The following is a 17,268-nucleotide window of genomic DNA, read 5'->3' on the forward strand; positions in this document are numbered from 1 at the left end:
GCACAAGAAGCACCCGTTTCCGAGTGCAGCCTGCGATTGTGACAGGTTCAGGGTTTTCCCGCAAGAGAAAGCCCAAAAATGACCTTTATTCGCTGTCGATGACAGCAGAGCACCGGGCACTTACAGCTTGAGAAAGTGCTCGCGGTAATGCGCCAACTCGTCGATCGACTCATGCACATCGGCCAGGGCGGTGTGCTTCTGTGCCTTTTTGAAGCTGGCATAGACCTCCGGCTTCCAACGCCTGGAAAGCTCCTTGAGGGTGCTGACATCCAGGTTGCGGTAATGGAAGAAAGCCTCCAACTTGGGCATGTACTTGACCAGGAAGCGCCGGTCCTGACCGATCGAATTGCCACACATGGGGGCTTTGCCCTTGGGCACGTATTGGCGGATGAACTCGATCAAGCCAGCTTCGGCTTCGGCTTCGGTGGTGGTGGACGCCTTCACCTTGTCAATCAAGCCGCTGCGCCCATGGGTGCCCTTGTTCCAGGCGTCCATCTTGTCGAGCTGCGCATCGCTTTGGTGGATCACGAAGACAGGGCCTTCAACGCGGGGCTCCAGATTCGGTCCGGTCACGACCACGGCGATCTCGATCAGGCGGTCCACCTCGGGGTCGAGTCCGGTCATTTCGCAATCCAGCCACACCAGGTTGAGGTCGGATTTGCTCAGGGGAGAAATGGTTTCTGACATGGGCCGATTGTCGCTGATGGCCTAAACTCCGCCACCATGCCTGAAGCCTCCTCGACCCTGAACCCCGCGCTGCTGCTCACCAGCGTTTTTGCCATCGCCCTGGTGGCCAGCGTGTTGCTGCGCCTGTGGCTGTCGTCACGTCAGATCCGCCATGTGGCCCTGCACCGCGCCTCGGTGCCCATGCCATTCGCCCAGAGCATTCCTCTGGCAGCCCATCAGAAAGCCGCCGACTACACCATCGCCAAAAGCCAGTTCGGCATGCTGGAGTTGGCCTGGAGCACGGCCACCCTCATGGCCTGGACGCTGCTGGGGGGCCTGGATGCCCTGAACCAGGCCCTGCTCGGTTGGCTGGGTGCTGGCATGGTGCAGCAACTGGCCTTGCTGGGCGGCTTCGTGCTCATCGGGGGCCTGCTGGACCTGCCGTTTTCGCTGTATCAGACCTTTGTGATCGAAGAACGCTTCGGTTTCAACAAGATCACCTGGCGTCTGTGGTTGGGCGACCTTGTGAAGTCCAGCCTGCTCGGCCTGCTGATCGGCCTGCCCCTGGCCAGCCTGATCCTCTGGCTGATGGGCAGCACGGGGCGTTTCTGGTGGCTTTGGGCGTGGAGCACCTGGATGGGCTTCAGCCTGCTGATGATGGTCGTCTTCCCCACCTTCATAGCGCCGCTGTTCAACAAGTTCCAGCCCCTGGAAGACGAAACGCTCAAGGCCAGGGTGACAGCGCTGATGCAGCGCTGCGGCTTCTCGGCCAAAGGCCTGTTCGTGATGGATGGCAGCCGGCGCAGCGCCCATGGCAATGCCTATTTCACCGGCTTTGGCGCCGCCAAGCGGGTGGTGTTTTTCGACACCCTGCTGAGCAAACTCTCACCCGCCGAAGTCGATGCCGTGCTGGCCCATGAACTGGGGCACTTCAAGCACAAGCACATCCTGAAGCGCCTGATCGGCGTGTTTGCCTTCAGCCTGGCCGGCTTTGCCTTGCTGGGCTGGGTCAGTGGCCAGGTGTGGTTCTTTGCCGGCTTGGGGGTACAGCCCTCCTTGAGCGGCGCCAACGATGCCCTGGCCCTGCTGTTGTTCATGCTGGTGGTGCCGGTCTTCAGCTTTTTTGTCTCACCCCTGATGGCGCGCATGTCGCGACGCCACGAGTTCGAGGCCGACGCCTATGCCGTGGCGCAGACCGACGGGCAGGCCCTGGCCAGCGCGCTGCTCAAGCTTTACGAGGACAATGCCTCCACGCTGACGCCCGATCCGGTGTTTGCCAATTTTTACTATTCCCACCCGCCGGCCTCTGAAAGGCTGGTCCGCCTGGGCACTTGAAACGGTTTGGCCCCTGGCCCACACGCCCCCTCCATGAACGCCCAGCAATCCCCCTCCAAGCCAGAGCGCCCGGTGCGCGCTCTGAGCCCGACCGAAATCGTGACCCGCCTGGCCCGCCACCCCGGCTGGCGGCTCAACGGCGATGGTGCCGACATCTGCATCGAAAAGAGCTATGCCTTCACCAGCTATGGCGACACCATGGCCTTCGTCAATGCCGTGGCCTTCGTGGCCCGTCGGCGTGATCACCACCCTGAATTGGTGGTGCGGCCACACAGTTGCGTGGTTCGCTTCAATACCCATGATGTGAAAGGCCTGTCGGAGCGTGACTTCGATGCGGCCACCCAGGTCGATGCCCTGCTCGACACCGACCCAGCAGGCAACGCCCGTGAGTGAGCGCCGCACCTTGCAAGAGGGCCTGGTGGTGGCCAGCCATGGGCGCCACTGTGTCGTCGAAAGCCCCGACGGCGTGAGGCGCATCTGCCACCCCCGTGGCAAGAAGAGCCAGGCTGTGGTGGGTGACCGGGTGAGCTGGTTGTCGGCCACACCGGGTCAAGGCGAAGAAGGCACCATCGAGAAGGTGCTGCCGCGCAAGAATCTTTTCTACCGGCAAGACGAGATCCGCACCAAGTCGTTTGCCGCCAACCTCGATCAGGTGCTGATCCTGGTGGCCGCCGAGCCCGAGTTTTCGGCGCACCAGCTCTCGCGCGCCCTGATCGCGGCCGAAGCCGAGCACATCACTCCGATCATCGGTCTCAACAAAAGCGACCTGGTCGAGCCCTTCGCCCGCGCCTGGGCCCGGCTGGCCCCCTACCGGCACATGCATTACGGCGTCATGCCCTTGTCGCTCAAGAAGTCGGGCGAGGTCGACCGCGAGCACCTGCTGCGGCTGCTGAGCCACAAGAACACCCTGGTGCTGGGCCCTTCAGGCTCGGGCAAAAGCACGCTGATCAACCTGCTGGTGCCTGGCGCCCTGGTCGAAACACAGGAGATTTCACAGGCCTTGAACTCGGGCAAGCACACGACCACCAGCACCTCCTGGTACTGGGTGGACGCCGAGCGCCAGACGGGGCTGATCGACTCGCCGGGCTTTCAGGAGTTCGGGCTGCACCACATCGACCCCGCCCAATTGGCGGCCTACATGCCCGACCTCAAGCCCCATGTGGCGAACTGCAAGTTCTACAACTGCACCCATCTGCACGAGCCGGGCTGCGGGGTCATGGCCGCGGTGAGCGCCGAAGACCGACCAGACGCCATCAGCGAGCAACGCTACCGCATCTATGCCGACCTGTTTGCCGAGCTGAGCCAAAGCCGCTATTGAGGCCATACCGGCCTCGCCAGCCTCAGGCTGGCAGCAAGGGGCGCAGCGCCTCGATCAACGCCAGGCACTGGTCCGGGGTGCCCACCGTGATGCGCAGGTATTGCTCGATGCGCGGCAGTCGGAAGTGCCGCACCAGCACCGCGCGTTCACGCAGCCCGGCGGCCAGCAAACCCGCATCACAAGCCGGGTGGCGCACAAACAGGAAGTTGGCCTGCGAGGGCAGCACCTCAAAGCCCAGGTCTTCAAGCTGCAAGGCCAGGCCTTCGCGGCTGTGCATCACGGCCTGTCGGGTCTGATCGAAGTAGACCTGGTCCTCATAGGCCGCCTGCGCTCCAGCCTGGGCCAATTTGTCGAGGGGGTAGGAATTGAAGCTGTTCTTGACCCGTTCCAGGGCGTCGATGAGGTGACGCTGCCCCATGGCCACCCCGACCCGCAGGCCTGCGAGCGAACGCGACTTGGACAGCGTGTGCACCACCAGCAAATTGGGATGCTGCTCGATCAAGGACACAGCGCTTTGAGCGCCAAAATCAACATAGGCCTCATCCACCAGCACCACCCTGTCGGGATGCAGAAGCAGCAGACGCTGGATCTCGGCCAAGGGCAAGCCGATGCCGGTGGGCGCATTGGGATTGGCCACCACCACCCCCGCCGCCACGGTGGCCGGCGGTGCGACCAGGTCGGAAACCTCAAGACGCAGGCCCTCGCGCAAGGGGACCTTCAGAGCCGGAATGCCATACAGATCGCAATAGACGCTGTAGAAACTGTAGGTGATGTCCGGCATCAGCAGGGGGGCTCCGCCCTGCTGGAAAAAGGCTTGGAATGCATGGGCCAGCACCTCATCCGAGCCATTGCCCACAAACACCTCACCCCATTGCAGACCATGGTGGGCCGCAATGGTGCGACGCAATTCAACGGACTCCGGATCGGGGTAACGCTCCAGGCCCGTGCGCGTGGCGGCATTGATCGCAGCCAGCACCTGAGGCGATGGGGGGTAAGGGTTCTCGTTGGTGTTGAGCTTGACCAGACCGGCCATGCGTGGCTGCTCACCCGGAACATAGGGCTTGAGCTTGCCGACCAGAGGGCTCCAGTAACTCGGATTCATGACAGAGATCTCGCTTGAATGAGTGCCCCGGGACGCAGGGCAGGATCAGGGGGGGGTGCAGGGTCGGTGGGCGGGCGGACAAGCCCAAGGCAGTCAGAAGTGCGGCACCCCGAAGGGCGCCCTCAACCCAGCAGGCGCGCCAGCGTCAACAAGGCCAACAACACCATCCATACCACGACCGAGCGCCACACCAGGCCCACGATCTGGGCCAGATGCGCCACTTCGGGCTCACGGCCTGGCGTGCTGTCGCTGTCTGCGGACTCAGCATCGGCCTCGCCCGCCGAAAACTCGGGCAGTTGCGAAGGCAAGGCCGTCACCTTCAAGGCTTCGCCCCCCAGCCGCACATTGATGGCACCGGCCGTCGCAGCCAACACCACACCGTCGTTGTCATTGGGGAAGCGTTGGGCGTGGTAGCGCCACCCATCAATGGCTTCCTCGAAGTTGCCGACCACGGCAAACACCAACGCCGTCAGGCGGGCGGGCAGCCAGTCGATCACCGTCCAAGTCTGGGCCGCGGCGCGCTGAAGCGCTTCGCTGACGGCCTGCTGCCCCACCCGGTTGCGATAGCGCCAGTACCGCGAGACAAACTCGGCCAGCCGGTAGATCACGGCCCCCGCAGGCCCCAGGCCCACGGCAGCCAACACGGAGTACCAGGCCAGCACACCGAACACATGGCGGTGCGCCGCCAGCACTGAATACTCGATCACATGGCGAACGATCTCACTGCGCGGCAACTCGCTCGCGTCCACCTGTTGCCACTGGGCCAGCAACTCGCGCGCACGCGCCTCGTCACCATCTTCCAGGGCATCACGGATATCGGTGAAGTGGTGGCTGAACTGCCTGAACCCCAGGGTGACGTACAACACGGCCACGTTCCAGAGCATGGCCACCGGCCACCCCACGAACACCCACAGCAACCAGTGGATCGCCAGTGCCACCAGTGCCGGAAACAGCACCGCCAGGCCCCAGGTGATCCAGCCATGCTGAGGTTTGCCGGCATCAAAATTACGGCTGGCGGTGCGCGCCCAGGCACGCAATCCCGCATGAATCGGGTTGCTGCGCCCCAAGGGTCGGGCCTGCTCGATCAACAAAGCCAAAAGAATGGCGAAAAAGCTCATGCTGCGATGATACCGGGGGCTGTTACCGCTTCTGCGTCGCGGCCCTCAAGCCGCCAGAAATCGGTAGAAATTGCGCAACATGCCTGCCGTGGCACCCCAGATGAAGCGCTCCTGCCCGCCATCCATCCAGGGCATCGAAAACCATTCGCGCCGCACGCCTTCGGCCTCATAGGCATGCCGCCGATGGTTTGCCGGGTTCATCAAAAAAGCCAGCGGAACCTCAAAGGCCGAGGCCACCTCATCGGGGTTGAGTTGCAGGCTGAATCCCGGGCTGACCAAGCCCACCACAGGGGTGACGATGTAGGCCGTGCCCGTGGTGTAGATCGGCAGGCTGCCCAGCACCCGGACATGCTCGGGCGCGAGCCCGACCTCTTCCTGGGCTTCACGCAAGGCCGTGGCCGCAGGCGTGGCGTCGGTGTCATCCATGCGCCCCCCCGGAAACGCCACTTGCCCGGAGTGCGTCGACAGATGCTCGGTGCGCTGGGTGAGCAACACCGTCGGCTCATCGCGCAACACGATGGGCACCAGCACCGAGGCCTGAGCAGGCTGCCGATTGGCAAAGCGCCGCTCCATCGTCACCTCCGGCTGCCAGCTCGGTGGCAGGGCAAACCGCTGTGCCAAGGCCTCAGGGCGCAGGCGATCGGCGCTGACAGCAGGCAAATCGGCATCGGTGCGCAGCACAGGCACCGCGCGCGGGTCAAAGTTCGGCAGACGGGACAAGGGCGTGAGGGCAGAGGTGTCGTTGCTCAAGGGAGTGCCCCTGGGGGGAGGAAAACAAGGGTGCGATCCACAAGATCGAGTACCGCAGAAACAAAAAAGCCGCTGACAGCGAGGGCTGCAGCGGCTTTCCCGGATGAAGCTGTCAAGCTCAGGCGGCAGCAGCCACCTTGTTGACACGCGCCGGCAGCTTTTCCTTGATGCGGGCCGACTTGCCGCTGCGCGAACGCAGGTAGTACAGCTTGGCACGACGGACATCGCCACGACGCTTGACTTCGATGCTGGCGATCAGCGGGCTGTAGGTTTGGAACGTGCGTTCCACGCCTTCGCCGCTGGAGATCTTGCGCACGATGAAGCCACTGTTGAGGCCACGGTTGCGCTTGGCGATCACCACGCCTTCGAAAGCCTGAACACGCTTGCGGTTGCCTTCAACCACGTTCACGCTGACGATCACGGTGTCGCCAGGGGCGAACTCGGGAATGGTCTTGTTCAGGCGAGCAATTTCTTCTTGCTCAAGAGTTTGGATCAGATTCATGAGGACCTCATACGATCTTGCCCGCGCCATGATTGGCAGTGTCGGAATGACTTGCACCTTGCTGCACAGGCCTGAAGCGAGACACCGTGCTTGCGCACGACGCCCGCCCCATGCCTCGTGGACAATTTCCGAAGAGAACTTCGAAGAATTTGCAAAGTGGCTCGCTCTAAAAAATCACAGAGCAAGCGGCCGGCCAGAGGATCGAAAAGCCTTTGATTATAACCAATCAGGAATTTCTGACCAGTGCAGCCTCATCCTTGGCATTCAGCAGGCCGGCCTCACGTGCGGCGACGATCAGCTCCGGGCGGTGTTGTGCTGTGATGCGCAGGCGCTCATCCCGCCGCCAGCGCTCGATGTGGGCATGGTGGCCCGACAGCAGCACGTCCGGCACGGGCATCGGGGCGGCGCCCTCAGCGGGCTGCCAAACCTCCGGTCGGGTGTAGTGCGGACAGTCCAGCAAGCCATCCAGCGCTGGATTGAAACTGTCGAACTGATGACTGCCCTCGTCATTGAGCACACCAGGCTGCAACCGAGTGACAGCATCGATCAGGGCCATCGCAGCAATTTCGCCCCCCGACAGGACGAAGTCACCCAGGCTGATCTGGGCATCCACATGGGCATCGATGAAGCGCTGGTCAATGCCCTCGTAGCGACCGCACAGCAAAATCGCACCCGGGCTTTGCGCCCACTGCTCCACCGCTGGGTGGTTGAGCACCTGCCCGATGGGCGAGAACAGCACCACAGGGGCCTGCTGGGGCTCCGCCAGATTGGCGCGGTCAGCACGAATGGCCTGCAGACAACGCTCCAAGGGCTCGATCATCATGACCATGCCAGGCCCACCACCGAAGGGGCGATCGTCCACACGCCGGTAATTGCCCTGCGCAAAATCGCGTGGATTCCAGAGACGAACGCTCACCTGACCCGAGGCATAGGCCCGGCGCGTCACACCAGCCGCAAGAAACGGCTCGAACAACTCGGGAAACAAGGTGATGACGTCAAATCGCATGGGGTGCAGCCGACTCGGCTCAGTAATCAGGCTGCCAATCGACAGTGATGCAGCGGCCCGCCAGGTCCACCTTGTCCACATAGGCCGACACGAACGGCACCATGCGTTCCAGGGTCTTGCCATCCTGCTCGTAGGCAATCACCAGCACGGTCTGGGGCCCGGTATGCATCAGATCGCGCACCACACCGAGGGCCAGGCCTTCGCGGTTCACCACGCTCAAGCCCAACAGGTCAACCCAGTAGTACTCATCGGTGTCAGCGGTCGGAAAGCTGGATCGGGGCACGAAAATACGTGCGCCCTTCAGGGCTTCCGCGGCATTTCGATCGAGCACATCGTGCGCCGTGGCCACCACGGAGTCTGAGTGCTCCTTGGCCTCCTTGACCGCGAGGCGCACCGTGCCCGTGAAGGTCTTGGCCCCTTTTTCAGCAGGCTGCAGGTACCAGCGCTTGGATGAAAACAAGGCTTCTGGCGTTGCGCTGTAAGGCAACACGCGGAACCAGCCTTTGATGCCCCAGGCATCGGCAATGCGACCCACCTCGATGGCATCGGCCGGAAGTTCAGCCGCCTCGAGCGGGGGAAAGTTCTGTGACATGAAAATGCAGGCCCCAAAAAAATTCAGGCCGGCGGTGCGAACACTGCCGGCCTGTCTGTGCGCTCAATCAGCAAAGCGAAGAGCGTGCGGATTGAGCGCGTGGCGCGATCAGGCAGCCTTCTTGGCGAGTTGCTTGATCAGGCGTTCCACGGTGTCGGAAGCCTGGGCACCAACGCCCTTCCAATAGGTCAGACGGTCTTGCGCGATGCGCAGGCCTTCTTCCGATTCCTTGGCGCTGGGGTTGTAAAAACCCAGACGTTCAATGAAGCGGCCATCGCGACGTTCGCGCTTGTCTGCGACGACGATGTTGTAAAACGGACGGGCCTTGGAGCCGCCGCGGGAGAGTCGAATGACGACCATGATTTATCCTTGGGTGGTGGAATTTCTTCCGAAATTTCTTCCAGCGTTGAGACACGCGACATAGCCACCCGGCCAGCGACACGCTGAAAAGCTCACGATTATAACCGTTTCACATTTTCATGCCCATCATCCGACCCAGCACCGAGGCCGACGTGCCCGCCATCACCGCTATTTATGCCCACCACGTGCTGCATGGCACAGGCACTTTCGAGGTCGATCCACCCAGTGAGGCCGACATGGTCACCCGGCGTGCCGACGTGCTGGCCAAGGGCCTGCCCTACCTCGTGATGGAGCACGAGGGTCGGGTGGTCGGCTTCTCGTATTGCAACTGGTTCAAGCCCAGGCCAGCGTACCGCTTCTCTGCCGAAGACTCGATCTACATGGCCGCCGAGGCCAAGGGCCAGGGTTGGGGCCGAGCCCTGCTCGCCGAACTGGGCGCACGGGCCGAGGCCGTGGGCGTGCGCAAGCTGATTGCTGTGATCGGCGACTCGGCCAACGCTGGCTCGATTGGCGTGCACCGCAGCGTCGGCTTCACCCCGGTCGGGGTGCTCAAGGCCTGCGGCTGGAAGTTCAACCGTTGGCTTGACATCGTTCTGATGGAAAAAAGCCTGGGCCAGGGCGACAGCAGCTCCCCCGAGTAAAGTCGGCGCATGAAAAACAAAACCCTGGCGGCGTGGCTGGCCTTTCTGGGCGGGCCACTCGGCCTGCATCGCTTCTACCTCAAGGGCTGGGGCGACTGGCTGGGCTGGGCTCTGTGGGTTCCGACCCTGTTGGGCCTGTGGGGCCTGGAGCGCGTGCAGGCACTGGGCCTGGACGACACCCTGAGCTGGGTGCTGCTGCCCGTGCTGGGCTTCAACATCGCAGCCTGCGCCCTGTGTGCCATCGTCTACGGGCTGATGACGCCCGAGAAGTGGAACCGTCGCTACAACCCGGGCCTGGCCGAAGACGCGGCCCCAGGGCGTACCCACTGGGGCACGATTGCAGTGCTGGCGGCAGCACTGCTGATCGGCACTGGCGTGCTGATGACCAGCCTGGTCTACAGCTTTCAGCGCTACTTCGAGTACCAGATCGACGAGGCGCGCAAGATCTCCCAACCCGCCGACTGACGTCCACGCCTCAATCGCGCGAGGGCAGGGGATTGAGCGGATCGCCCCCGTACAGCCAGGGCACATCCAGCAGCCGGTCCCCAAGAATCTGCATGCCCAGGTCGCGCCCCCAGCGCAGCAAGCCGCTGGAATGGAAAATGCGCCCATTGCGCTCGGCCCGGGCCTGCACACGCGCACAGCGTTGCCAACGGTTCAGGGCGTAACGCTGCAATCGGGTGGGCAGATCGATCTCGGTCATGGCCAAGGATTGCGCCAGGGCATGGGCATCTTCGATGGCCATGCCGGCCCCCTGGGCCAGGTAGGGGCGCATCGGGTGCGCCGCGTCGCCCAACAGGGCCACCCGCCCGCGCGCCATCTGATCGGCACCCGCCACTGGCGGCCTGTCGCACAGTGCCCACAGACGCCATTCAGGAACCGCCTTGATCAGATCCTGCAAGCCGGCACAAGTGCCGGCCATGGCGGCCTGCAACTGCTGCGCGTTGGTGCTGTGGTCCCAGTGGCTGAGGTCGCCCTCCACTTCGCCGTGGACGATGGCCACCACGTTCTGCCAATCCCCCCCTCGCACAGGGTAGGCCACCACGTGCAAGCGTGGCCCCAACCAGGCCGTCACCGATTGGGTGCGCAAGCCGGCCGGCAGCGACGATTGCGGCAGCATGGCGCGGAAGGCCAGATGGCCTGTGGCGCGCGGCTGGGTGTCACCCCAGACCACACGCCGCACCTGGCTCCACAAGCCATCAGCCCCCACCAGCACATCGCCTTCGATGCGTTTGCTACCCGCCAACTCCAGCGCCACCCCCTCCCCGGCCGCCGCTGCATGCACACCCTGCACCGGAGCAGCCTGGTGCAGCGTGACCTGACCATGTGCCCGGACAGCCTCCAGCAACAGGTGGTGCAGATCGGCACGGTGGATGGTGGCATACGGCGCCCCATACCGCCCCTCGGCACGCCCGCGCAAGGGCAGCCCCCCCAGAACAGCCCCGGACAGTGCAGAACGCACCTGCAGCCGATCCGGAAAAGCAGCCACGGTCTCCAACGCGGTCTCCAGACCCCAGTGGTGCAGCACGCGGACCACGTTCGGACTGATCTGGATTCCCGCCCCCACCTCGCTGAAGACAGGGGCGCGTTCAAACAGGCGCACCACCCAACCGGCTTGCGCACAGGCCAGGGCGGCGGCCAATCCACCAATACCGCCACCGGCCACCAAAACTTCGATCTGCTGACTCATCCGAGGATTGTGCCGCGCTCAGCGGGCTCGTTTTCGGCCAAGCCTTGCGCTCGCTCAAGCACATCGACCGGCGACGGGCGCCCGAAGAGATAACCCTGAAAGGCCCGACACCCACTTTGGTAGAGAAATTCAAGCTGCCCCAGCGTCTCCACCCCTTCGGCCACCACGGCCAGATCCAGGCTGTTGGCCAAGGCCAGGATGGTGCGGACGATGGCGGCATCGTTGGGGTCGACCAGCACATCCCGCACGAATGACTGGTCAATCTTCAACTGGTCCAGCGGCAGGCGTTTGAGGTAGCTCAGACTTGAATACCCGGTCCCAAAATCATCCAGCGAAAAGCGCACGCCTTCCATGCGCAACTCGGTCATCTTGGCGATCATGTCCTCCACGTCGGTGAGGAGCAGACTCTCGGTCAACTCCAGCTGCAAGCAGCGTGCCCGCGCCCCCGAGCGCGACAGACTCTGCCGCACCCAGGCCACGAAATCAGGGTGCCTGAACTGCCGGGCGCTGACGTTGACGGAGATGGTCAGATCACGTGTGGCCTCCCGCTCGGACCACCGCACGAGTTGGGAGCAGGCCTGATCCAGCACCCACTGTCCCAAGGGCAGGATCAGCCCGGTCTGCTCGGCCAGCGGGATGAACTCTGCTGGCGAGACCATGCCACGCTGCGGATGCGCCCAGCGCACCAGGGCTTCTGCACCGGTGATGCGCCGTGCGTCATCGACCACGGCCTGGTAGTAAAGCAGCAACTCATGACGCAGCAGGCCCTGGCGCAGATCCCCCTCCAGCACCGACCGCGCCGTGACCGCAGCCTGCATCTGCGGATCAAAGAACCGCAGCGTGTTGCGCCCGTTCGCCTTGGCCTGGTACATGGCGAGATCGGCGCGCTTGAGCAACTCGTCAATCGGGGTGTCATCGCCCTGGAACAGGGTGATGCCGATGCTGGGCGTGCTGTAGTACTCCAGACCATTGAGGTCGAAGGGCTTGTTCATGCTGGCCAGCAGCTTCTCGGCCACTCGCTCGGCCTGCTCGGCCGCAGCGGACCGCTCACTGGCCAGGTCTTCCAGCATCAGGACGAATTCATCGCCCCCGAAGCGCGCCACCGTGTCGCACTGGCGCATGCACTTGACCAGTCGGCGACCGACCTGCACCAGCAACTGGTCTCCTTTGGCGTGACCCAAGGTGTCATTGAGGTCTTTGAAGTTGTCCAGGTCCAGAAACAGCAAGGCACCGTGGTGCCCCATGCGCTCGCTGGACAGGCAGGCCTGGTGCAGTCGATCGATCAGCAAGCGGCGATTGGGCAACTCGGTCAGCGCATCGTAGAAAGCCAGTCGCTCAATCTCGCGCTCGGCGCGCTTGCGATCCGTGATGTCACGCGCCACCCCCAGAATGCCGGTGATCTGGCCTTCGTTGTCCCTGATAGGGGTCTTGATGGTTTCGAACAAGCCATGGTGGCCGTCCGCAAACACCATGTCCTCCTCGTAGATCGTCGGCTGCTTCAACTTCAGCAATTCCAGGTCACGGGCCCGGTAATGTTGGGCAGCCGCCAAAGGGAACAACTGCTCATCGGTACGCCCGATGATGCCCGCCTCGCCGCGTCCGGCAAAACGCTCGAAAACCGGGTTGCAATACTGGTAACTGCCCTCGATGTCCTTCAGGAACACCATGTCCGGCAGAGCGTTGACCAAGGCCCGCAAGCGGGTCTGGTTCTGCTCCAGAGCCAACTCCATCGTTTTGCGTTCGGTGGTGTCGACAGCGAAAGCGATGAAACCGATGACCGTGCCATCCGCCCCCCGCTCGGGGGCCAGGGTCGTGTGCCGGTAACGCACCTGGCCCGAAGGCAATTCAACACGGTTCTCAAACACCACCAGTTCACCGGCCAGCGCGCGTTGCACAAAGGGCAGCATGCGCTGCAGGCGGTCCGGCGAGACGATCGCAGACAAGGGCTGTCCCCGCATCGCATCCACCGACCGACCAAACCAGGAGGCATGGGCTTCGTTGACAAACTGGAACCGCAGATCGCGATCCAGCCGAGACACGCCACCCGGCATCTGCATGAGGATGCTGGCCAGTTGCGCATCCTTCTCGTGGGCCCGGCGCTCCGCCTCCTTGCGCGGCGTCACATCGATGTTGAAACCGACCAGCCCCCTGACCGCCTCGCCCTGCCGGAGCGGTGCCACGATGCACAGGAATGAACGCATCCGCCCCTGCACCAAGGTGTCCATCTCGTACTCGATCACTTCACCTTGCCAGGCCCGCGCGTTGTAGCGCGCCCAACGCTCCTGCTCCTCCAGGCGGTCGGTGCATTGGGCTGGTGTCAGCCCCAGTTGCGAGCCGAAATGAGCCACACGAGCCGGGTTTTCGAGGACCAGACGCTCCTGCTCGTCCCGCACCCAGGCCTCGAACGGCATGTTGTCGACCATGGTGCGCAACACGGCCTCATTGCTGCGCTGCACCTGCTCGTCCAGCTTTTCACGCGTGATGTCCAGCACCAGACCGTCCCACATCACACGACCATCGTCCAAATGCCTGGGCGCGGAGCACACCCGCAGCCAGCGCATGGCACCATTTCTGACCGGCATCCGAACCACCACGTCCAGCACGGACATCGAGCGCGCCGACTCGGTCTCAGCCGACCGAAGCAACTCCAGATCCTCAGGCAGCAGGCGTCCGTACAACAGCATCGGATCCCGCAGGACATCAGCCATGTTCATGCCGCCCACGCGTTGCACTGCATCGCTCACATACACAAAACGGTTTTGCCCCTCCTGATCGCGCTCAGCCTGAAACAGCAGCCCATTGGGAATGTTCCTGGCCAATGCGGCCAATTGCACTTCACGGTCACGCAAAGAGGCTTCGGTCCGCCTGATCAGCTCATAGGGCTGACGGATATTGATGGCAAAAACAGCTCGGAAGATGAGCCAATCCGCGACCACCTTGAACACATGCCCCAGCACATTCAGAGAGTCTTCGGGCGCGTGGTAGCTGGCAAAAACAACTTCGCCCAGCGCCATCACGAAACAGGCTCCTGCCAGCCAGAACCCACGAGACCGCCCGGTGCGCTGAGCCGAGCCCCAGAAAGTCACGGCTATGGCCAGATTGGCCAGACACAGGGCATATTCAACAAATACCTTGAACGTGGTCAGACCGTAGTCAGGCACGTAGACAGATGGCAAACCATTCGGATGCCATGTGAACAACCAGAACAAGCCCAACGAGACAGCTATGGCCCCCCAAAACCAGCGCCCGGCCGACCCTGGCAAGCGCAGGTTCAAGGCCAGCATGGCCAAGGCCAGGGTCTCGAAAATACGGGCCGCCAACCAGAAATAAATGGCTTTCGAGGTACTCGACTCTGACAACAAGGGCGGCATCCCTGCATAGGAAAGGGCATGCAGCAGATCGCAAACCGCCGTCACCGTGAATCCGAAAATCAGGGCGTTGGACTGCCGGCGCTGCGCCCGCTCCAGCGAATACCAGGACACCGCCACCACCAAGGCCGCCACCACCACAGCGGAGACCTCCAGCATCAAATGCAAGCCCAACCAAAGGCCCTCACCCCGCTCGAACAAGCGCACCGGGGGTGAGAGCAGCAACACCGATAAAAGCACACCCGCAGCCATGCCCAGACGGGTGGTGATTGTTCGCGCCTGAAGACTGGCGTCTTGGTCCTTCATTCTGCAAGCCTGTCGATTTCGTTACAGCCTTTATCAGGCAAAAACGACCAATCGACAATAAGAATGTGGAGCACTGCAGCCGAAATACCTCACCGCCATCAGACACATGCACGAGAACGGTCTCCGTCAGCCCGCTGCAAGATCGGACTGGTCGATCTGCGCAGGCACCCAGGTCTGATGTGGCCCCGCCCAGAACCACATTTGGCGGCCCCGGCCCCTGGAAAGCCCACTCGGCGCCCCTTCGCGCAGCGCTGAATTCAACCGACGACGAAATCAGATCCGGCAGAACCGAATGCCGGAGAGACAGGCCAGACCCTCTGCATGGGAGCGACGCCGTCGGAATCAAATGCGCGTATCGATCAAGGCGTCTGAAGTTTCAAGCTCATTTCACCGGCGATTCGATCCAAGCAAGAATGAACAGTCGCATCGCAGCAAATCGACAAGCCCTACCCGTCTGGATCGCCAATAGCTGGCTCAGCTTCACAAAATGAAAATCAAAAACAACTGATTTTCACAATATCAATTCAATGCATCTGTCAGATGGAGGCAAGAGACCCCGCCGGGAGCACCAGCCATAAATACATTTAGACACAACTTTGTCAGCCAGACGCGGGGCCGGTGTTCGCATTTCTGACCAACAAGACAGCAAAAAGCCCGCACAGAAACAAGTCTGTCCGGGCTCTTTGTGTCATGCGCCAACCAGCGCAGAACAGGGTTCAATCAATCGGGCTGCGATCAGGCGGCAATCAAAAATTGTGCACGGTCCTGGTCTTGAATCCACTTCGGTGCCTTACCACGGCCCGTCCAGGTTTCACCGGTGGCGGGATTGCGGTATTTGGCAGCAACCTTGCCGCCCTTGGCAGCAGAACTGCTGCGAGCGCGCGGTGCCTGGAAAATATCTTCGGCCGTCAGACCAAAATCAGCCACCAAGGTACGCACTTGCGCCACCGCATCAGCGGTTTCACGCTTGCGAGCTTCTTGAATCTGCTGCTCCAGGGCTTCGCGTTGCTTCAGTAGATCTTTGTACGTCGTGCTCATGATTTGATCAACCCATTCGTGTTTAAAAGCTCATTATAGAAATAATTTCAAGCCACACCAAGGTCAGACCTGAACGCCCCCTGGAAATTGAGGATTATCTTCACAGAGCAGACATGTACGTCCGATTATTGAAGCACCAGCCCGTCGCGAAATACCACACAGCTCAGAGGTGGGAGCCCACCGGCCAAGCCAGAACTTTGTCAATTCTTCGCCCATCGAGGTCCACCACTTCAAAAATCCAGCCGGCACATTCGATCCGCTCGCCTGTCGCGGGTAAATGACCCGATTCAAACATCAGCAAGCCCGCCAAGGTGTTGTAGCGACCGCGCTCCTCGTCGGGCAATTCGCGAATATCCAGTCGCGCCCGCAATTCATCCACGGGCATCAAACCATCCAGCAGCCACGATCCACCCTCGCGCCGCACCGCCCAGGCATCGGCCTGCGCCAGGGGTTGCAATTCACCGGTGATGGCTTCAAGCACATCGTGCGGTGTCATCAAGCCCTGCACCACACCATATTCATCCACCACCAGCACCATGCGGGCGGCGCGAGCCCGGAATTGTTCCAGCAACTCCATACCACTGAGGGTTTCAGGCAGAAATGCGGCCGGCAAAACATGGGCCTCAATGGGCCCGGCATGGTCAGGCCCCAGCTCCAGCAGCGAAGCGACGCTGATCAGCCCCACCACGTCATCGAGCGAGCCTCGACAGACCGGGTACCAGGAATGGCTGTTGAGCGCGCCAGCGGCGCGAATCCGCTGCAGGCACTGCGCCGCGGAATCTTGGGCCTCAAGCCAGTCGATCTCAGCCCGGGGCAGCATCATCGACGTCAGCGGCCGGTCATCCAGGCGAAACACGTTCTGCACCATCTGGTGCTCATGCTCTTCGATCACCCCGGCGTCCAGACCTTCCTCGAGACTGGCCACGATTTCCTCTTCGGTCACCGAGCGGCCACCCGAATCATCGACCCGCAGCAGCCGCAAGACCGCATGGGTGCTGATCGACAGCAGCCGCACAAAGGGCTTGGCCCCCACCGCCACCCAGGACATGGGGCGCGAGATCCAGCGGGCCACCGTCTCGGGGTACAACTGCCCGATGCGCTTGGGCACCAGTTCACCGAACACGATGGTGATGAAGGTGATGGCCGTCACCACCACCGCGGTCGCCGTGACGCCAGCCACGCCTTCGGGCATGTTCCAGCTCACGAGCCAATGGGCCAGACGATCGCTGAATGCGGCCTCGCCCAAAATGCCGTTGAGCATGCCGATCGAGGTGATGCCGACCTGGACCGAGGACAGGAATTGGGTGGGGTTGTCGAGCAAGGCCAGTGCCGTGGCCGCCCCCTTGTCGCCGGCCTCCGCCATGGCGGTCAAACGGGCTTTGCGGCTCGATGCCAGCGACATCTCGGACATGGCAAACACTGCATTGAGCAGGGTCAGCAGGGCAATCAGCAGGAAATCCATGCAGGGGAGTAGAG

At 62.5% G+C, this 17,268-nt stretch carries 17 protein-coding genes and 1 pseudogene; 5 read left to right on the forward strand and 13 right to left on the reverse strand.

Annotated elements, in window-relative coordinates:
* Window positions 1-120 precede the first annotated feature (120 nt).
* Window positions 121-687 (reverse strand): oligoribonuclease, encoded by a 567-nt coding sequence (gene orn, locus L880_RS0126045; RefSeq protein WP_019574711.1) that lies wholly within the window; start codon window positions 685-687, stop codon window positions 121-123.
* 36 nt (window positions 688-723) lie between these two features.
* On the opposite strand from orn, the gene L880_RS0126050 reads away from it, so the two are divergent.
* From L880_RS0126050 to rsgA, 3 genes are read left to right on the forward strand one after another with little or no spacing between them, the layout of a single operon-like run.
* Window positions 724-2,001, forward strand: a complete 1,278-nt coding sequence (locus L880_RS0126050; RefSeq protein WP_027478094.1) for a M48 family metallopeptidase — start codon at window positions 724-726, stop codon at window positions 1,999-2,001.
* Window positions 2,002-2,034: 33 nt separating this feature from the next.
* Window positions 2,035-2,394 (forward strand): 4a-hydroxytetrahydrobiopterin dehydratase, encoded by a 360-nt coding sequence (locus L880_RS0126055; RefSeq protein ID WP_027478095.1) that lies wholly within the window; start codon window positions 2,035-2,037, stop codon window positions 2,392-2,394.
* The gene (rsgA, locus tag L880_RS0126060) at window positions 2,351-3,319 is read left to right on the forward strand and encodes a ribosome small subunit-dependent GTPase A (RefSeq protein ID WP_211245366.1); all 969 of its coding nucleotides are present in this window, start codon (window positions 2,351-2,353) and stop codon (window positions 3,317-3,319) included. Before L880_RS0126055 ends, rsgA begins: the two co-directional genes overlap by 44 nt.
* 22 nt (window positions 3,320-3,341) lie before the next feature.
* Here the strand turns inward: rsgA and hisC are convergent, their stop codons facing one another.
* From hisC to rpsP, 7 genes are all read right to left on the reverse strand, one after another.
* A complete protein-coding gene (hisC, locus tag L880_RS0126065; RefSeq protein WP_043330770.1) occupies window positions 3,342-4,421 on the reverse strand; it encodes a histidinol-phosphate transaminase in 1,080 nt (359 codons plus the stop codon).
* 122 nt (window positions 4,422-4,543) lie between these two features.
* The gene (locus tag L880_RS0126070) at window positions 4,544-5,539 is read right to left on the reverse strand and encodes a CobD/CbiB family protein (RefSeq protein ID WP_027478098.1); all 996 of its coding nucleotides are present in this window, start codon (window positions 5,537-5,539) and stop codon (window positions 4,544-4,546) included.
* Between the two features lie 45 nt (window positions 5,540-5,584).
* Complete coding sequence (locus tag L880_RS0126075; protein WP_027478099.1) at window positions 5,585-6,289, reverse strand: CoA pyrophosphatase; 705 nt, start codon at window positions 6,287-6,289, stop codon at window positions 5,585-5,587.
* A 118-nt stretch (window positions 6,290-6,407) separates the two neighbouring features.
* A complete protein-coding gene (gene rplS / locus L880_RS0126080; RefSeq protein ID WP_027478100.1) occupies window positions 6,408-6,791 on the reverse strand; it encodes a 50S ribosomal protein L19 in 384 nt (127 codons plus the stop codon).
* Between the two features lie 226 nt (window positions 6,792-7,017).
* The gene (gene trmD / locus L880_RS0126085) at window positions 7,018-7,797 is read right to left on the reverse strand and encodes a tRNA (guanosine(37)-N1)-methyltransferase TrmD (RefSeq protein ID WP_027478101.1); all 780 of its coding nucleotides are present in this window, start codon (window positions 7,795-7,797) and stop codon (window positions 7,018-7,020) included.
* Window positions 7,798-7,816: 19 nt separating this feature from the next.
* Window positions 7,817-8,389, reverse strand: a complete 573-nt coding sequence (gene rimM / locus L880_RS0126090; protein WP_027478102.1) for a ribosome maturation factor RimM — start codon at window positions 8,387-8,389, stop codon at window positions 7,817-7,819.
* A 108-nt stretch (window positions 8,390-8,497) separates the two neighbouring features.
* Window positions 8,498-8,749, reverse strand: a complete 252-nt coding sequence (gene rpsP / locus L880_RS0126095) for a 30S ribosomal protein S16 (protein ID WP_019574721.1) — start codon at window positions 8,747-8,749, stop codon at window positions 8,498-8,500.
* A gap of 119 nt (window positions 8,750-8,868) precedes the next feature.
* Between rpsP and L880_RS0126100 the strand changes: the two genes are divergently transcribed.
* Together L880_RS0126100 and L880_RS0126105 are read left to right on the forward strand one after the other, a co-directional pair.
* Complete coding sequence (locus L880_RS0126100) at window positions 8,869-9,390, forward strand: GNAT family N-acetyltransferase (RefSeq protein WP_027478103.1); 522 nt, start codon at window positions 8,869-8,871, stop codon at window positions 9,388-9,390.
* Window positions 9,391-9,399: 9 nt separating this feature from the next.
* The gene (locus tag L880_RS0126105) at window positions 9,400-9,855 is read left to right on the forward strand and encodes an NINE protein (RefSeq protein WP_019574723.1); all 456 of its coding nucleotides are present in this window, start codon (window positions 9,400-9,402) and stop codon (window positions 9,853-9,855) included.
* A 10-nt stretch (window positions 9,856-9,865) separates the two neighbouring features.
* Here L880_RS0126105 and L880_RS0126110 read toward each other — a convergent pair whose 3' ends face one another.
* The 5 genes and pseudogenes from L880_RS0126110 to L880_RS0126125 all read right to left on the reverse strand — a co-directional run bounded on the left by L880_RS0126110 (window position 9,866) and on the right by L880_RS0126125 (window position 17,254).
* A complete protein-coding gene (locus L880_RS0126110; RefSeq protein ID WP_027478104.1) occupies window positions 9,866-11,080 on the reverse strand; it encodes an FAD-dependent monooxygenase in 1,215 nt (404 codons plus the stop codon).
* Window positions 11,077-13,587, reverse strand: coding sequence for a sensor domain-containing protein (locus L880_RS35300; RefSeq protein WP_281174791.1), 2,511 nt, complete (start codon window positions 13,585-13,587; stop codon window positions 11,077-11,079). Before L880_RS35300 ends, L880_RS0126110 begins: the two co-directional genes overlap by 4 nt.
* Before the next feature lie 9 nt (window positions 13,588-13,596).
* Window positions 13,597-14,754 (reverse strand): annotated as a pseudogene (locus L880_RS36540) (MASE3 domain-containing protein); the annotation flags it as partial.
* A gap of 735 nt (window positions 14,755-15,489) precedes the next feature.
* Window positions 15,490-15,792 carry an H-NS histone family protein gene (locus L880_RS0126120; protein WP_019574726.1) on the reverse strand — a complete coding sequence of 101 codons (303 nt, stop codon included), beginning with the start codon at window positions 15,790-15,792 and terminating at the stop codon, window positions 15,490-15,492.
* Window positions 15,793-15,955: 163 nt separating this feature from the next.
* Window positions 15,956-17,254 carry a hemolysin family protein gene (locus tag L880_RS0126125; RefSeq protein WP_027478105.1) on the reverse strand — a complete coding sequence of 433 codons (1,299 nt, stop codon included), beginning with the start codon at window positions 17,252-17,254 and terminating at the stop codon, window positions 15,956-15,958.
* Window positions 17,255-17,268: the final 14 nt, after the last annotated feature.

The sequence above is a fragment of the Curvibacter gracilis ATCC BAA-807 genome, from assembly GCF_000518645.1.
Taxonomy (GTDB): Bacteria; Pseudomonadota; Gammaproteobacteria; order Burkholderiales; family Burkholderiaceae_C; genus Curvibacter; species Curvibacter gracilis.

Bases quoted from the DNA above. Each gene is read 5' to 3' on its own strand.
- orn (WP_019574711.1), bottom strand. From the start codon at position 687: ATGTCAGAAACCATTTCTCCCCTGAGCAAATCCGACCTCAACCTGGTG.
- L880_RS0126050 (WP_027478094.1), top strand. From the start codon at position 724: ATGCCTGAAGCCTCCTCGACCCTGAACCCCGCGCTGCTGCTCACCAGC.
- L880_RS0126055 (WP_027478095.1), top strand. From the start codon at position 2,035: ATGAACGCCCAGCAATCCCCCTCCAAGCCAGAGCGCCCGGTGCGCGCT.
- rsgA (WP_211245366.1), top strand. From the start codon at position 2,351: ATGCCCTGCTCGACACCGACCCAGCAGGCAACGCCCGTGAGTGAGCGC.
- hisC (WP_043330770.1), bottom strand. From the start codon at position 4,421: ATGAATCCGAGTTACTGGAGCCCTCTGGTCGGCAAGCTCAAGCCCTAT.
- L880_RS0126070 (WP_027478098.1), bottom strand. From the start codon at position 5,539: ATGAGCTTTTTCGCCATTCTTTTGGCTTTGTTGATCGAGCAGGCCCGA.
- rplS (WP_027478100.1), bottom strand. From the start codon at position 6,791: ATGAATCTGATCCAAACTCTTGAGCAAGAAGAAATTGCTCGCCTGAAC.
- trmD (WP_027478101.1), bottom strand. From the start codon at position 7,797: ATGCGATTTGACGTCATCACCTTGTTTCCCGAGTTGTTCGAGCCGTTT.
- rimM (WP_027478102.1), bottom strand. From the start codon at position 8,389: ATGTCACAGAACTTTCCCCCGCTCGAGGCGGCTGAACTTCCGGCCGAT.
- rpsP (WP_019574721.1), bottom strand. From the start codon at position 8,749: ATGGTCGTCATTCGACTCTCCCGCGGCGGCTCCAAGGCCCGTCCGTTT.
- L880_RS0126100 (WP_027478103.1), top strand. From the start codon at position 8,869: ATGCCCATCATCCGACCCAGCACCGAGGCCGACGTGCCCGCCATCACC.
- L880_RS0126105 (WP_019574723.1), top strand. From the start codon at position 9,400: ATGAAAAACAAAACCCTGGCGGCGTGGCTGGCCTTTCTGGGCGGGCCA.
- L880_RS0126110 (WP_027478104.1), bottom strand. From the start codon at position 11,080: ATGAGTCAGCAGATCGAAGTTTTGGTGGCCGGTGGCGGTATTGGTGGA.
- L880_RS35300 (WP_281174791.1), bottom strand. From the start codon at position 13,587: ATGTGGGACGGTCTGGTGCTGGACATCACGCGTGAAAAGCTGGACGAG.
- L880_RS0126120 (WP_019574726.1), bottom strand. From the start codon at position 15,792: ATGAGCACGACGTACAAAGATCTACTGAAGCAACGCGAAGCCCTGGAG.
- L880_RS0126125 (WP_027478105.1), bottom strand. From the start codon at position 17,254: ATGGATTTCCTGCTGATTGCCCTGCTGACCCTGCTCAATGCAGTGTTT.